The organism is Pseudoalteromonas sp. APC 3358 (assembly GCF_030408075.1).
Lineage (GTDB): Bacteria > Pseudomonadota > Gammaproteobacteria > Enterobacterales > Alteromonadaceae > Pseudoalteromonas > Pseudoalteromonas arctica.
Map to the genome: position 1 here is coordinate 1 of NZ_JASDCE010000027.1, position 13805 is coordinate 13805.

17 protein-coding genes are annotated in these 13805 nt (G+C 40.9%); 13 read left to right on the forward strand and 4 right to left on the reverse strand.

All coding sequences use genetic code 11. The features are described from left to right. From QL995_RS21335 to QL995_RS21345, 3 genes are all read right to left on the reverse strand, one after another. On the reverse strand, positions 1–867 hold an 867-nt coding region (locus QL995_RS21335; RefSeq protein WP_290295038.1), incomplete at its 3' end, for a DUF4158 domain-containing protein. A 112-nt stretch (positions 868–979) separates the two neighbouring features. Then, positions 980–1537, reverse strand: coding sequence for a hypothetical protein (locus QL995_RS21340; protein ID WP_290295039.1), 558 nt, complete (start codon positions 1535–1537; stop codon positions 980–982). A gap of 176 nt (positions 1538–1713) precedes the next feature. Beyond that, the gene (locus tag QL995_RS21345) at positions 1714–2490 is read right to left on the reverse strand and encodes a restriction endonuclease (protein ID WP_290295040.1); all 777 of its coding nucleotides are present in this window, start codon (positions 2488–2490) and stop codon (positions 1714–1716) included. A gap of 429 nt (positions 2491–2919) precedes the next feature. Here QL995_RS21345 and QL995_RS21350 point away from each other — a divergent pair, with 429 nt between their 5' ends. The 5 genes from QL995_RS21350 to QL995_RS21365 all read left to right on the forward strand — a co-directional run bounded on the left by QL995_RS21350 (position 2920) and on the right by QL995_RS21365 (position 5186). Next, positions 2920–3279: a hypothetical protein gene (locus tag QL995_RS21350; RefSeq protein WP_290295041.1), complete on the forward strand. Its 360-nt coding sequence runs from the start codon at positions 2920–2922 to the stop codon at positions 3277–3279. Positions 3280–3312: 33 nt separating this feature from the next. Continuing rightward, complete coding sequence (locus QL995_RS21745; RefSeq protein ID WP_356948007.1) at positions 3313–3585, forward strand: DUF4747 family protein; 273 nt, start codon at positions 3313–3315, stop codon at positions 3583–3585. After that, positions 3578–4159, forward strand: a complete 582-nt coding sequence (locus tag QL995_RS21355; protein WP_290295042.1) for a DNA-binding protein — start codon at positions 3578–3580, stop codon at positions 4157–4159. Before QL995_RS21745 ends, QL995_RS21355 begins: the two co-directional genes overlap by 8 nt. Positions 4160–4342: 183 nt before the next feature. Further along, the gene (grxC, locus tag QL995_RS21360; RefSeq protein ID WP_290295044.1) at positions 4343–4618 is read left to right on the forward strand and encodes a glutaredoxin 3; all 276 of its coding nucleotides are present in this window, start codon (positions 4343–4345) and stop codon (positions 4616–4618) included. A 46-nt stretch (positions 4619–4664) separates the two neighbouring features. Then, complete coding sequence (locus tag QL995_RS21365; RefSeq protein WP_290295045.1) at positions 4665–5186, forward strand: DUF417 family protein; 522 nt, start codon at positions 4665–4667, stop codon at positions 5184–5186. A 114-nt stretch (positions 5187–5300) separates the two neighbouring features. On the opposite strand, the gene QL995_RS21370 is transcribed toward QL995_RS21365, so the two are convergent. Further along, positions 5301–6152 carry an AraC family transcriptional regulator gene (locus tag QL995_RS21370; protein WP_290295046.1) on the reverse strand — a complete coding sequence of 284 codons (852 nt, stop codon included), beginning with the start codon at positions 6150–6152 and terminating at the stop codon, positions 5301–5303. 135 nt (positions 6153–6287) lie between these two features. Between QL995_RS21370 and QL995_RS21375 the strand changes: the two genes are divergently transcribed. The 8 genes from QL995_RS21375 to QL995_RS21410 all read left to right on the forward strand — a co-directional run bounded on the left by QL995_RS21375 (position 6288) and on the right by QL995_RS21410 (position 13705). Then, on the forward strand, positions 6288–6854 hold the full coding sequence (locus QL995_RS21375) for an acyloxyacyl hydrolase (protein ID WP_290295047.1): 567 nt from the start codon (positions 6288–6290) through the stop codon (positions 6852–6854). Between the two features lie 12 nt (positions 6855–6866). Continuing rightward, positions 6867–7772 (forward strand): YeeE/YedE thiosulfate transporter family protein, encoded by a 906-nt coding sequence (locus QL995_RS21380; protein WP_290295048.1) that lies wholly within the window; start codon positions 6867–6869, stop codon positions 7770–7772. Positions 7773–7906: 134 nt separating this feature from the next. After that, complete coding sequence (locus tag QL995_RS21385; protein ID WP_290295050.1) at positions 7907–8032, forward strand: glutaredoxin domain-containing protein; 126 nt, start codon at positions 7907–7909, stop codon at positions 8030–8032. Between the two features lie 39 nt (positions 8033–8071). Beyond that, positions 8072–9529, forward strand: a complete 1458-nt coding sequence (locus QL995_RS21390; protein WP_290295051.1) for a dihydrolipoyl dehydrogenase — start codon at positions 8072–8074, stop codon at positions 9527–9529. Between the two features lie 161 nt (positions 9530–9690). Continuing rightward, positions 9691–10908, forward strand: coding sequence for a bifunctional alpha/beta hydrolase/OsmC family protein (locus tag QL995_RS21395; RefSeq protein ID WP_290295053.1), 1218 nt, complete (start codon positions 9691–9693; stop codon positions 10906–10908). A gap of 852 nt (positions 10909–11760) precedes the next feature. Beyond that, positions 11761–12051: a helix-turn-helix transcriptional regulator gene (locus QL995_RS21400; RefSeq protein WP_290295054.1), complete on the forward strand. Its 291-nt coding sequence runs from the start codon at positions 11761–11763 to the stop codon at positions 12049–12051. Then, positions 12041–13390, forward strand: a complete 1350-nt coding sequence (locus tag QL995_RS21405) for a type II toxin-antitoxin system HipA family toxin (protein WP_290295055.1) — start codon at positions 12041–12043, stop codon at positions 13388–13390. Before QL995_RS21400 ends, QL995_RS21405 begins: the two co-directional genes overlap by 11 nt. A gap of 18 nt (positions 13391–13408) precedes the next feature. Next, positions 13409–13705 (forward strand): SEC-C metal-binding domain-containing protein, encoded by a 297-nt coding sequence (locus QL995_RS21410; RefSeq protein WP_290295056.1) that lies wholly within the window; start codon positions 13409–13411, stop codon positions 13703–13705. Positions 13706–13805 lie beyond the last annotated feature (100 nt).

The following is a 13805-nucleotide window of genomic DNA, read 5'->3' on the forward strand; positions in this document are numbered from 1 at the left end:
TATGCGTTGAGTCAGAAAACACAGCAACCATAGGTGTTGCTGTGGACGCTTAAAGCGTTTTAGTTTACTACCATAATAATCCACCATTTCACCGAAGTGTTGTTGGTTTTTAGACGATAAGGCTAAGCCCTTAACAGCATTATCAATCTGTCTTGTATAAGGCTGTAACTGATGATACACCGTCAGTTCTTTTTTTAGCTCTGTCACCATAACGCTTTTTGCACCGGCTCGAAGCTGGCTTAAGGAGAGCCCATCTTTGTCATCGATAATAGTATTTAGAAATCCGTGTAGTTCAGATGAAACATGAATACGAAGCTTATTATTTAACGCCTTCTTGACCTGTTGGATAACACGACTGATAAGCTTTTGTAAGACAGTATATTTAGGGATGGCAATTCTATGCGTTGCTAGATATTCAGCGGCTGCATCGAATAGATAACGAGGCTCAAGCCAAGCTTTGCCGACCATAACAAGATGTTCGTACAGCGGCGCAAAGTGCAGACTTTCGTCCCATTTCTGATAGTTTAATAACCTCAGTATTCTTTGATATATACGGTCACGCTGCATCTTATTAATGCTGAAAGGCCTGATCCCTTTGCCTCCTTGAACTTGCGTTGAAATAAACTGCATATCGTCAAAGATGAGGTTAAAGCTAGGTGAAAGAATCACAGGCTTAGACTTAAAATACCCTAATAACGCAATGAAATAGCATCGGTGGTTCCTTAGGCGAATACTTTTCAACTCTGTTAACTCGATCTCGTTTGGCGTAAAATACAATCGTTGTTGTTCAAGTGATAATAGCGGCGGAGAATATAGATCAAGCTGCTCAGCTTTGGTAAGAATTGATAGTTCGTTTTTTATAGCCATAGGAATTAAATTAAGTTTAAGGGGTTGTTAACCTCATAATTTGCCATACTTTGGAGAAGTAACCCACCTTTGTATGCCTTTAAATATGGTGAGTATGGCGATTTATGTTACTTTAGAGGGGAAAATCCCTAGAACCCCAATTTGGAATAGAGTTTTTCAGTGCGCCAACATAGTTTTTTATTGTTTTATCTGATTTACCAATAGACTTTGCCCAACGGCCATATTGGTCCTCTAATGAATCAAGGTTAGCTGATAATGCATTTCTTAATATTGAAGAGGTGTGTGGACTTTTTAAAAATTGAAACAACGCGTCGTCGAAATATGCAAAATTAACAGCTTTTTTGATAGCGGCATCCGTTCCCGATGTAACGGCACTGAAATATGACGCCTCTTCAGGTTTTACCATCAAATGCCAAATGCCTGAGGACTTCAAGTGAAAAAAGGGCAAGAATGGGCTGTCGGCGTCATTTCCTTGTTTTAAGCGTTCAAAGTGCCAGCTGAATCGGTTTTTGAGTCTGTCGTCATAATAAATGCGGTTGTCGGTAATGTGGCCTTGTTCAATTAAGTCTAGCACTGCAAACATCATGCACACTTTATGCGGGCGCGCATGACCTGAAGACCGGTCTGGCCGTATACTTTGCAACTTATCGATGTAGTAGGATAACTTCATTGTTATTGAACCGACTCTTTATGAGTGCGAATTGAAACCTAAATGGCGGTTAAATTTTTAAGGTTCAATGTGATATGTAAATATTGACCTTTCGGCCAGGCTATCAGATTTATTAATTATATGAAATTGAAACATTTTGGGGCGAGACCATTTAGGCGTATATGTAAATCACACAACTAACTTTCAATATAGCGACATTTTGGAAAGCTACTGCACCCCAAAAATTCGTTGCCTTTGTGCGCACCCTGCTTAGCAATTCGCTTAACCAACTTAGACGAGCATTTTGGACAATGATGGGTAACTTCGTTACTGCTCGCTGCAGACTCGTTTCGATTAGATTGAACATCAGCGATTAAATTTAATAAGTCATGACCTCCAATAAGCTCAATAGGTAAACCTCGAGCAAATGCAATAGCATCTTTCGTAAATGTGCCAGACGCAACAATAAATACACTTTTAGCATTAGTGGCTTCCTTGATGCCAAACATCTCTCGAACAATTGAGACTCCAATCTTTTTTGAACGCCAGTGCTTGCACTGAACAATGTGAGTCTTATCATCTCTTTTTAGCAGTAAATCAATACCACCATCAGCACCACCAGTCATATTTTCAATGACAGCAAAACCTTTGCGACGAAACGCCTCACCAACCAGCATCTCGAACTCTTGCCAAGAAAGCGCTTTTAGAGTGTCGATACTTTTTTGTTGAGCAAGTAGCTTTTGCTTTTTCTTTCGCATGAAGATTGAGGCAATAGCTGGGATTAGAAATAGGCTTCCAAAAAACGGCGCAATATTTTTACCGGCTTCAGTAAGCATAAATAAAATCTGATTTTCCGAAACCAGCGCTGGGAATACGTAGCTTAAGCAAACGTAAACGACTAACCCGCTAACAAAACTGATCCACCAAGGTAGATACGACAAAACGGTGAATAGTGGTGGCTCTTTTTTACTCAAGATTATTCAACCTTTTGGGAATGATAGATTGCAATGTATGTATTGTTGAATTTCTGCAATTTGCAAACAAGAGAGTAATTAATTAATGCGTATTAAACCTGATATTTAAGTGACTTGTTCGCTATCTTGAAAATGCACTTTTGGTAACTCTTACCCTTTACATTCAGCTGTATATTTTTGGTATAGCAATGTATCAAAAGATATTTTGCTATTAATAGTAAAGCGTGATCAACCGGTCGCTTTTTTAAACAATTCAGTTTTTATGTAAATTATTGCTATGTATTTGTTTTTATTATAAAAAGAATGAGGCAGGACTATGGGTTGGGTCAGTAATTTCGATTTCCTCAAAAAACATCAAGAGTGGTTGTTTAACTTGCAGAAAGTGCAGAACAGAACTTCAGTGTGTTTCCAAATACTACCATAGTCAACATGCGTCAACTTGGTGAAGTCATTGATCAAAATATTGCTACTCGCATTGGTGTCGAGTCTGGTAAAAATTTAAAGCAGATAGATCTGCTCAGAGCGCTTGATTACCACTTAAAACTCGATAACAACATACAAAAGCAACACCATACCGCAAAAGCTCGACTAAACAAAAAAGGAGAATTAATGGCTCGAGAGAAAAAGTTAATCGTTGGAACAATTAACGTTACGATAAAAAATCATACGCCAGAAAGATACGTAGAGCTTTTCAATGATGTATACAAGCTGAAACGTACTACCAAGATAGCCGGTGATCAATATGGCTTGTTAGCTAAATTGTCTGAGTTGCACAAAAATAAAAATTAAAACAAAAATGAGATCGGATCAATAACATGAGACATATTCCGATATACCAACATTGGCCAAAATGCACAACGGTTCAACATATCAACAAATGACTTTGCCAGTGAAGATGAAATTGTCGAGGCTAGCAGTCCCAAAAATTTAAAGTCAAATTCTGCAAGATTCTCTTATATATTTTTTCCTAAACAGTATTTGTTTTTTTACGAAGGTTATTACAACGGCAATTCATTTGGTCCGAGGAACAAAGGCAGACTTTGTTCGCTTCAGCGCGTGTTTATATGTATAGAAAAGGAAGTATTTTATGGCTAAAGAAGTCAAAGATTTAAAAGAGCAAGTATTCGAGGTTTGTGAGCACTTAGAGGAGCAAGGTGAGAACTGTACAGTGAGAAAAGTACTAGACAGAATTGAGGACTATAGCTCTGTCAGTACTACTCACCCATTCGTAAAGGCTTGGCAAGAAATGCGCTTAGCCGAGCGCGAAAAGTTACGCCAAAGCTTCCAGTTGTCTCCAGCCTTTTTAGATAGTCTAGTAACTGAGGCTGAAAAAATTAATAAAGCAGCGTTAAGGTTAGAACAAGAGAAGGTTGAAAATTATAAGTCACTTTCGCAAGAAGTTAGCGCCGAATTGACAAAATTGGCCCAGCAGCTTGTAGCTAGTATGCAAGAAGCAGAGAAACTGCAAAACGATAAGCGGGCACTTATTAATCAGGTAAATGTATTGCATCAAACGCAGGAGTCGAACAATACGGCTTTAAATGCAAAAGCTGAAAAGTTGGTCAGTTTGCACAAACAGGAGGTAGACATCAGCGTGGGGAGTGGTGTGCGAGCGACCCTATTTGAATGTACGGACTCAACCCTGACCTTGTCTTATTGTCAGAAATAACCTTTCAGCCCTCGAATAACGACCATCCCGGTATTTCAATCACACAATTAAGCGCTTTGTATTATTGATTTAGACGATTAGTGTTATAAATAAAGATTATTGAGCGTTGTTGGTTTTTATATTTGCATCATACTTATCCCATCGAAGCAACTTAATATATAAGACAAACAACGGAGGGTCACTATGACTAACATCGAAATATACAGCAAAGGCTATTGCCCATTTTGTAAAAGAACGAAAGCAACCTTGAGTAATTTAGGTTTAGAGTTCACAGAATATGACATTACAGACAATGACACATTGCGCGCCGAAATGATTGAGCGAAGCAATCGTAAAACGGTACCTCAAGTCTTTATTGAAGGCCATCATATTGGTGGGAGCGATGATTTTCATCAAGCGCTTAGCAACGATTTGTTAGCGCAATTTAGAAACAGAAAAACCTCAGAACATGCTTTATAAGCTTTATATAAAACAAGATTTAAACATTAATTAATTGGAGAAATTTATGACTATTACCGCTACTCAAACTCAACAAGCAACACCCGTAACTGGCAACAACTCAATTGATAGCCAAGCACAATTAGCAAAAAGCATAAGTACTTATGGCGATACGGCTTTACGCTTTTCTATTGCACTTATTCTTGTTTGGATTGGTGCTATGAAGTTTACAGGATACGAAGCAGGCGCAATTCAAGGTTTAGTCGCGTCGAGTCCTTTAACGTCGTGGCTGTATAGCGTGTTTAGTGTACAAGGTGCATCTAACTTAATTGGTGGATTAGAAATTGCGACTGCGATTGCTATTTTAGCAACGCCTCTAAATCGAGTTGTTGGTATTGTGGGTAGTCTTGGTGCGATTGCAACCTTTGCGGTCACTTCTAGCCTACTGCTCACAGCGCCTGTTTGGGAAGCATCACTTGGCGGTTTCCCTGCGCTAAATGTTGTACCGGGTCAATTCTTGGTAAAAGACCTAGTATTGCTTGCCGCTTCGGTTGTGCTATTAGGTAAAGCCTTAGCAATGAAAAAGTAATCTCTAGAGATTCGTAGGGCGCTTACAAAACTAAGCGCCCTTTTTTGTTTTGCTCGGCCTACTCTTGACGACACCAAATATTTCTAAGCATTTTTGTAGCTTTAGTAAAGTAAGCTACTTACTCTTCCTAAACTGTTTTGGCGTCATGCCTACATACTTGTTAAACGTTTTAGTGAATGCCCGCTCAGATTCATAGCCCACTGCAAGCGCAATATCATCGATAAATGCTGAGGTAGTTGTGATCATTTCTTTTGCCTTTTGGATGCGTAAATTCGACAAATAAGCAAATACGGTTTGTCCTACAAGATCAGTAAATTTTTTGGCAAAGGCGGCTCGCGACATCCCAATGCTTGTTGCTAGCGCTTCTATTGTCCAAGGGTTTTCTGGTGAACTGTGAATAAGATCTAAGGCTTTTTTAATACGTTTGTCTTTAAGTGCTCGTAAAAAACTATGTTCTTCTTGTCGTCCAAAGTTAATCCTTATTAGCTCGACCAGCACCACTTCTGTGAGTTTGTTCACGATAATTTCGTTGCCCGGGTTTTGTGCCATATATTCAGAACTTAGTTGGTCGAAAGTACTTTTAAGCCACGGATGCTTATTTAATTCATCTTCACGAACAATAGTGACTTGATGGAATATCTCGTTCAGAGGCGAGAGCTTATCGCTTTCGAACGAGCAATTGCCGCACAACAGAAGTGTTGAATCGCCGCTAATTTGCATCTTGCCTGGGGGCGGGATGCTCGTGAGTATATGATCAACACCAGGACCTAAAAATATCAAGTCTCCTGCATAGAGTTGGTCTATTTGATCACCAATTTTCACCCAACAAGCGCCGCGTCTGACTAAATGAAATCCTGCGGTAGTTTTGTTAAGGAACTCTTTTGTCCAAGGCGGTTCAACATGGCTGCAAAAATAGACGCTGCCGCTCACACGTAAAGCATTCAAAATGTCGCTTAAAATTTCCATCAAGCATCCTTAAAAGTAAATGTGTTTTTAATATAGACGATTGATGCATAAAGTAAAGACATATAGACATTGTTGTAACTTTATTATCGACGATAATACTAATATTGAATACAGACAATGATTTAGGAACTCGAAATGAAAAGCAAACGTCCCCTTATACTATTAACACTATTATTCGTCATATTTTCTAGTTTAAGCTTACCTACACTAGCTAAAGATACCGCCTACTCAAGTGCCGTAGCGGTAGATGTATTAATTGGCTCAGACGATATAACGGGCCTTAGACTTGCTTATCGTCCCCATTCTTACGAACTAAGGGATGTACCTTACTTTGATTCGCTAGATATCTATTGGGAAGTCAGCGTAAATTTTTGGGAATACGGTGAAAACAATGAACATGAAACCAACGTGGTTATTGCGTTATCGCCTGTTGTTGGTAAAACATTTTATTATATAAATGATAAATATCCACTTAAATGGGAGTTTGGTATTGGTGTGTCTCTTGTTAATGATACTCGCTTTGCTGGTAAAGACATTGGTTCACATTATCAGTTTGAAGACCGTCTTGGCTTGAGTATGGATTTTGGTGAAAACCTAGAACAAAATGTATCTGTGCGTTATATGCACTATAGCAATGGCGGCTTGAACACGAAAAATCCGGGAGTCGACTTTTTGAATTTCTCATACGCTTTTACGTTTTAGGAAAGCACCACCATGTTACTTTTCATCACGTTTATTGGTGTGTTGTTAATTGGCTATTTAGCGCAAACAGCAGGTTTGTGCATGTACCGTGGTGTTAATTTGTGGATGCGTGGAAAACGAGAGTTTTTAATCGCAATTTTGTTAAGTGGTGTGTTTGCTTGGGTGGCTGCTTTTTATGCTTATTTTGCACATTTACCAACTGCTTTTATTACACTAAATGTAAGCCCATGGTTAGTACTCGGTGGACTATTGTTTGGACTTGGAACTGCATTTAATAAAGGTTGTGGGGTGTCTACCTTGGGTAAATTGACTCGCGGAGATCTTACCATGCTAGCTACCATCAGTGGATGGTTGCTTGGTTGGTATATACAGACTAAATGGGGAGGGCAAATTGATACAAAGCAAAGTGTAGCAACCAGCCTCTCTAGTTATATTTTATTGATGATTTTTTCTTTCGCCATATTGGTTTGGGTATTAATAGGTAACAAGCAACGCATACGATTATGGTTGCAGTTGATGACCATTGGTTTAGTCGCTGGTTTTCTTTTTTTAATTGAACCTAAATGGCCGCCAAGTGGATTGTTAAACCATATAGCTGTTGCATTAACCAGCAACCTGCCTCAGCAATGGCCATCTTTAAACCAATACCTTTTGTTCGCCGGATTATTGATGGGTATGTTTGTTTCGGTATTTAGAGCCAAACGATTTGGGCTATTGTTACCTTCATTTAAACAAATAGTTGTGCACTTAACTGCGGGCACCTTAATGGGAATTGGAGCATCGCTTGCTGCCGGTGGCAATGACGCTCAACTGCTGCTTGCTATGCCTACTTTATCGTTATCAAGTTTTATTACTGTAGCGAGCATGTTGTTTGGAATATGGTGCGGTATTCGCATAAAAATCAAATTTACTTCTTAACTTTAGACTGTTTCAAGTATTGAAAATATAGACGAATAGTGTTGAAAATGAATACGTTCAAACATTGTTTAAATAACTTATTAGCACAGAATAGCGATATAGACAGTAAACGTTAGAACAACGGTGCCCAAGACATGCCTAACATTGAAATTTACACTAAAGGCCACTGCCCATTTTCTAAGGAAGCAAAAGAAACACTAAACAATCACCATATAGGTGACGGCGCAGATTTTCACGAAGCAAAGTGGTTCGTTAGATGAGCTTTTGTCAGCATAAACAAGATGAAATAAGGAATTAATATGAAACCAGCATTAAAAAACAAGCATGTAGATATTGCGATTATTGGTACAGGAACCTCTGGCATGGGCGCATATAGAGAAGCGCGCAAGTATACTGACAGCATTGCTCTTATTGAAGGTGGTGAATATGGCACTACATGCGCACGCGTTGGCTGTATGCCATCAAAACTGCTTATTGCGCCTGCTGAATTGAGACACAATACCGAAAAGTTTACAGACTTTGGCTTGCAAGGTGAAGTGCCAAAAGTTGATGGTAAAGCCGTGATGAATAGGGTGAAATTTGAGCGCGATCGCTTTGTTGGCTTTGTTAATGAAGACGTTGAAAGTTTTGATCAAAAACATCTAGTTAAGGCTTATGCCAGTTTCATAGATGATCACCAATTAAAGCTTAGCAATGGTGAAACAATTAGCGCAGATAAAATAATTATAGCAACGGGCTCACGCCCTAATATCCCAAGCTTTTTTGAGCAAGCCGGCGATAGGCTAATTACCAACGATGACGTATTTTCTTGGGATGATTTACCCAAGTCGATTGCGGTATTTGGTGCAGGTGTTATTGGTTTGGAACTAGGGCAGGCTCTGCATCGATTGGGCGTTAAAACACATTTGTTTGGAGTAGGCGATGCGGTTGGTCCGCTAAGCGATCCGGACGTAATCGCAAGCGCGCTGAATATTTTTAAAGACGAATTCCCGTTCCATAGCAATGGTCAGGTGAAAAGCATAGTGCGAACTGACCAAGGCGTGCAAATTACCTTTAAACCATCACCTGATGACGATGAAATAACAGAGACTTTTGATTATTTGTTAGCCGCGACCGGTAGAAAAGCAAACATCGACAGAATAGACATAGAAAATACCACACTTGCCCTCGATGAGCGTGGTGTTCCTTTGTACGATCCTATGTCGATGCAATGCGGCAACAGTCATATTTTTATTGCTGGCGATGTAAATGGCGATGTGCCCTTATTGCATGAAGCTGCTGATGAAGGTCGCTTAGCCGGTGAGAACGCTGCTCGTTTTCCCAACGTGTTCAAGCGCAGCCGAAAAACAGTATTGGGTGTGGTTTTTTCTGACCCGCAAATTGCAACTGTAGGGGCTTCTTTTAGTTCACTTAACGCTAAGCATGGCTGTGATTTTGCTGTCGGCAGCGTGAGCTTTGAAGGACAAGGCCGATCAAGAGTTATGTTGGTTAACAAAGGTTTATTGCGAGTGTATGGCGATAAAGAAACCGGTGTACTATTGGGCGCTGAAATGATTGGACCTCATAATGAGCATTTAGCACATTTACTCGCTTGGGTAGTACAAATGCGCATGACCGTAAGCGAAGTGCTGCAATTGCCATTTTATCATCCAGTTATTGAAGAAGGCTTGCGAACAGCTTTACGTGATCTATTGTTTAATTTAGGAATGGGCTCACATCCACCGCTTAATTGCATTGATTGCGGACCAGGCTCCTAAAATCTAAGTGTTTAATTTGTAGGTGCCCAAGCGGAGCGGCTTAAACATGGCGGAGCGGCTTAAACATGGCGGGGCGCCTCAAACAATCCGGAGTTGTCTAAAATGTGACTATACTCATGGAAATAAAACCCCTTTACTCACTACAAAACTAGGAAGCATTTATGCGTCAAAAAGTAGAGTTTACAAGCAATGGTAATACGCTGAGCGGCTTACTAGAAACACCCGAAACAAACGTTCGCTTTTATGCCTTATTTGCACATTGTTTTACCTGTGGAAAAGATGTTGCTGCTGCGTCACGTATAAGTAGAGCATTAACTGCAAAAGGTATTGCGGTATTGCGCTTTGATTTTACTGGTCTGGGCAATAGCGATGGAGATTTCGCAAATACAAACTTTTCATCAAATATACAAGATTTAGTCGCTGCTGCTGATTTTTTGCGAGATAACTTTGATGCACCTAAGCTACTTGTTGGACATAGTTTAGGCGGTGCAGCCGTTCTTGGTGTAGCCAGTAAGGTGGCAGAATCTGCGGCCGTTGTGACTATTGGATCGCCGCTTAATGCTGCGCATGTTGCGCATAACTTTGCCGCGCAAATAGACGATATTCAAACAAGCGGTAGGGCTGAAGTAAATCTTGGAGGGCGTGTTTTTACTATTCAAAAGCAATTCTTAGAAGACATCAATACGCATGACACCGGTCACATTCGCAAGCTTAACAAAGCCCTGCTAGTGATGCATTCACCAGTAGACGATGTTGTTAACATCAAAGAGGCAGAGAAGATTTATCAAGCGGCTTTACACCCAAAAAGTTTTGTAAGCCTAGACAACGCCGATCATTTACTTAAAAACAAAAATGATTCTGAATATGTGGCTGAAGTAATTGCTGCATGGGCGACTCGATATGTGTCAATTGACCGTAATACCGACTTAGCCAACATAAACAAGCATGAAGTAAGTCAAGGCAATGTGCTGGTTGAAGAGAAAGATCATAAGTTTGCCCAACATGTCAGTACTGCTAGTCATTACTGGTTAGCAGATGAGCCTGTAAAAGTTGGAGGTAGTAATAGTGGTCCCGATCCATACGAGCATTTGCTTGCTGGCTTAGGTGCATGTACGTCAATGACTTTAAGAATGTATGCTCAGCGCAAGAAGCTACCAATTACCCATATTAAGGTAGAGCTTTCGCATACGCGAAACTATCAAGATGATTGTAACAACTGTGAACAACTAAATGGGCTTGAAGCTATAGTTCGTAACATTACTTACACCGGTAATTTAGATGAGCAACAGCAAAAACGCTTTTTAGAAATTGCAGATAAATGCCCGGTACATAAAACCTTGCATAATAATGTCGCAGTGGTGAGCAAGTTGGTAAGTTAGCTTAGTGTCATTTCTCGTTGGTATAGCCATTAGCTTGATGTTCACGCAGTTCACTTGGATGCGCAGGGTAGCCGAACTTTTGTCAGTATTGGGGGTTAGCACACGCAGTCCATTGCACTTCGCGCAGTTTTAATGCTCTTATAATTGAATCGGCTAAATGACCTATCCTATTAGCCACGTAAAAGCCTTCTTCAATCATAGCAACCTTTCGATCTAGAAAGGTAGCTTCAACCGATATATCGGGGTATATGTCTAAAGGATATTGACGCGCTAGGGGATTTGAGCAAAGTCATGGCTCAAGCTAGTAATGATGATGTTTCTGAGCATCGTATTCAGTGTTTCTGCGCGCTGCAAGAGGTATTATCAAAAATAGCGCTTCGAAACACCCATTGTGAATCGCTTATTGAGGCATATGATAGAAGGTAATAAAGCTACTCACCAAATTAAAACCAAACATAAAGATGCGATGGATGGCTTAAAAGTAGCAAGAATCGCATTTCCTATACATAAATAACTACATCTGTATAGAAAATGAGATAATCTAGCCTTGCTTATTGAGTAGCGGCCTAGACCCTAACAAACTCAACGAGTTATCGAAAATAAACCGATCAAAAATGCCTGTTTGCCCACCAAACTGCCCACCACTTGTCTCTGGCTTTTATTAAATATTAGGGCTTAGCAATGGAAAAACAGTGCCGTTCTTATGCTGCTGTTAGGGTCTAAAAAATAGCAGTTTTGAAAAGCTTTATCGAATGATTTTTCAACACCTCAAGCAGAAATAGACACAATAATATCCACTTTCTGTTTTATTTCGCTATAATGGATATAACTGTATCCATTTGGTCTTTGCGGATGAATTTTACCTTACTTGATGATACCGATGTAAGCCAAGCCTATGCGGCTTATTTGCGTGAGTTACGAAAGCAGGCAAAGCTGTCACGCGCGGTACTTGCTGAGCGAAGCTGTGTACCTGCGGCCACCATTAAGAAATTTGAGCTGACCGGGCAAATTTCATTTCGCCAATTGCTGTTGCTATGGCAGACCCTCGACTCTTTGGATAGGCTTTATCAACTGACACAGCCGAGTAAAGAACACACTGCTATACCCACTAGCATTGATGAGGTACTAAAAGATGAGTTTTAAACCGATTCAAAAACTCATGGTAACTCGTAAGTTAAGCTCAGGTGAACAGGTTGCTGTAGGGATCTTGGCTCAGAATCGGCAAGGCGTTTTTTTCCAATATGCAGACGGCTATTTGCAACAGTTTGGCAATTTATCACCATTTACTTTGCAGTCGAACGTGCAAGTTCAAGCCGCACCTAAAGCGCCGCATCAAGGTGTACATGGCGTATTCGCCGATTGTTTGCCCGATGGTTGGGGCATGCTGTTACAAGATCGTATTTTCCGGCAAAAGGGCATCCTACCTAATCAATTAACAGCGATGGATAGGTTAGCCTTTGTTGGTGATAAAGGTATGGGTGCGCTGTCTTTTTCTCCGGTGTCTGAGTTTTCAGCCACGGCGCCTGCGGATATTGATTTAGCGACGTTAGGCTTAGAAGCACAAACGCTGTTCGATGCTTCAATGTCAGATTATATGGATGATAATCACGATGAGTTAGATGAGCACACGCAACAGGTGTTGGCCGCATTAGTCGCGGGTGGTAGTTCGGGTGGGGCAAGGCCCAAGGCACAGATTTATATGCCTACAGGGGAAACTCAGCAATGCCGAACCTTTGCTCAGCATGGAGATAAGGCTTGGCTGATTAAATTTACCTCAAAGAATCTAGCGCTCGGGCATGAAGAAGGTTTGTGTGAGGCGGCTTATTTGCAAATGGCTGAGCAAGCTAAGTGCCAACCACCAGTCTGGCAACTCATTGAAGCACCGCCTAAAAGCGGTGCGCCTGCGTGGTTAGCGCTTGAGCGTTTTGATTATGTCACTGAACAGGCCGACTTAGGCAGCAAGTGCAGTGCAGGTCGATTGCATATGCACAGCGCTTGCGGGCTATTGGATGCAGACTTTAGAACGCCAAGTTTAGATTATATTGACCTGATAAAAGCCAGCCGTCAGTTGTGTAAATCACCCGCCGTTGGGCAACTGCAATTTCGCCGCGCCATTTTTAACCTGCTTTCGTCTAACCAAGACGACCACAGTAAAAACTGGGCGTTTTTGCAAGCGGATGACGGTCAATGGGCTCCTGCCCCTTTTTACGATGTTACCTACAGCCCACATCCATTTAACGAACACGCCACTGCGTTCGGAGGTTATGGCAAAGCGCCATCGCTTAAAGTGATGCAAAAACTTGCTACCAGTGCTGGCTTTGCGAATTGGAATGATGCAAGGCAAGTCATTGAAGAGGTCGCAGAAGCCATCAGCCAATTTACTTATCTTGCCAAGCAACAAGGGATCAGTAAAACAAAAGTGTTTGCGATTGCTAAGACATTGGAGCAGCGCAAACATGAAAATGCGGCGCTTTTTCTATAACAATAAGAAGGGAGAGTAATGAAGCTCGGTCGAAACGATCCTTGCCATTGTGGCAGTGGTAAAAAATTTAAACGTTGTTGTATGAGCAGCGTTTCTAACCAACATGCCCAAGTTTCCGATGATGTAGAAGCTATGCTGGCAATGAACCCAAATTTGAGCCTTGATGAACTCAACGCTGCTTTACAACACAAAGTTCAGGATCGCAATAATCAACCTCATCCCGATTTTAGTGGTGTGACGCCAACGCAAATGGCCAATTGGCTTTATGCGCCTTTTGAACAATTACAGTGGGGTTCTAGGGATTTTCCCCTCTAAAGTAACATAAATCGCCACAACCCTCGCAGTTAATGGCTTGTGGAGCTGGGTTACCTTTCATTTTAGACTTCATTTTCAACAATAGGCCTAGTTATTTCCT

Bases quoted from the DNA above. Each gene is read 5' to 3' on its own strand.
- QL995_RS21340 (WP_290295039.1), bottom strand. From the start codon at position 1,537: ATGAAGTTATCCTACTACATCGATAAGTTGCAAAGTATACGGCCAGAC.
- QL995_RS21350 (WP_290295041.1), top strand. From the start codon at position 2,920: ATGCGTCAACTTGGTGAAGTCATTGATCAAAATATTGCTACTCGCATT.
- QL995_RS21355 (WP_290295042.1), top strand. From the start codon at position 3,578: ATGGCTAAAGAAGTCAAAGATTTAAAAGAGCAAGTATTCGAGGTTTGT.
- grxC (WP_290295044.1), top strand. From the start codon at position 4,343: ATGACTAACATCGAAATATACAGCAAAGGCTATTGCCCATTTTGTAAA.
- QL995_RS21365 (WP_290295045.1), top strand. From the start codon at position 4,665: ATGACTATTACCGCTACTCAAACTCAACAAGCAACACCCGTAACTGGC.
- QL995_RS21370 (WP_290295046.1), bottom strand. From the start codon at position 6,152: ATGGAAATTTTAAGCGACATTTTGAATGCTTTACGTGTGAGCGGCAGC.
- QL995_RS21375 (WP_290295047.1), top strand. From the start codon at position 6,288: ATGAAAAGCAAACGTCCCCTTATACTATTAACACTATTATTCGTCATA.
- QL995_RS21380 (WP_290295048.1), top strand. From the start codon at position 6,867: ATGTTACTTTTCATCACGTTTATTGGTGTGTTGTTAATTGGCTATTTA.
- QL995_RS21385 (WP_290295050.1), top strand. From the start codon at position 7,907: ATGCCTAACATTGAAATTTACACTAAAGGCCACTGCCCATTTTCTAAG.
- QL995_RS21390 (WP_290295051.1), top strand. From the start codon at position 8,072: ATGAAACCAGCATTAAAAAACAAGCATGTAGATATTGCGATTATTGGT.
- QL995_RS21395 (WP_290295053.1), top strand. From the start codon at position 9,691: ATGCGTCAAAAAGTAGAGTTTACAAGCAATGGTAATACGCTGAGCGGC.
- QL995_RS21400 (WP_290295054.1), top strand. From the start codon at position 11,761: ATGAATTTTACCTTACTTGATGATACCGATGTAAGCCAAGCCTATGCG.
- QL995_RS21405 (WP_290295055.1), top strand. From the start codon at position 12,041: ATGAGTTTTAAACCGATTCAAAAACTCATGGTAACTCGTAAGTTAAGC.
- QL995_RS21410 (WP_290295056.1), top strand. From the start codon at position 13,409: ATGAAGCTCGGTCGAAACGATCCTTGCCATTGTGGCAGTGGTAAAAAA.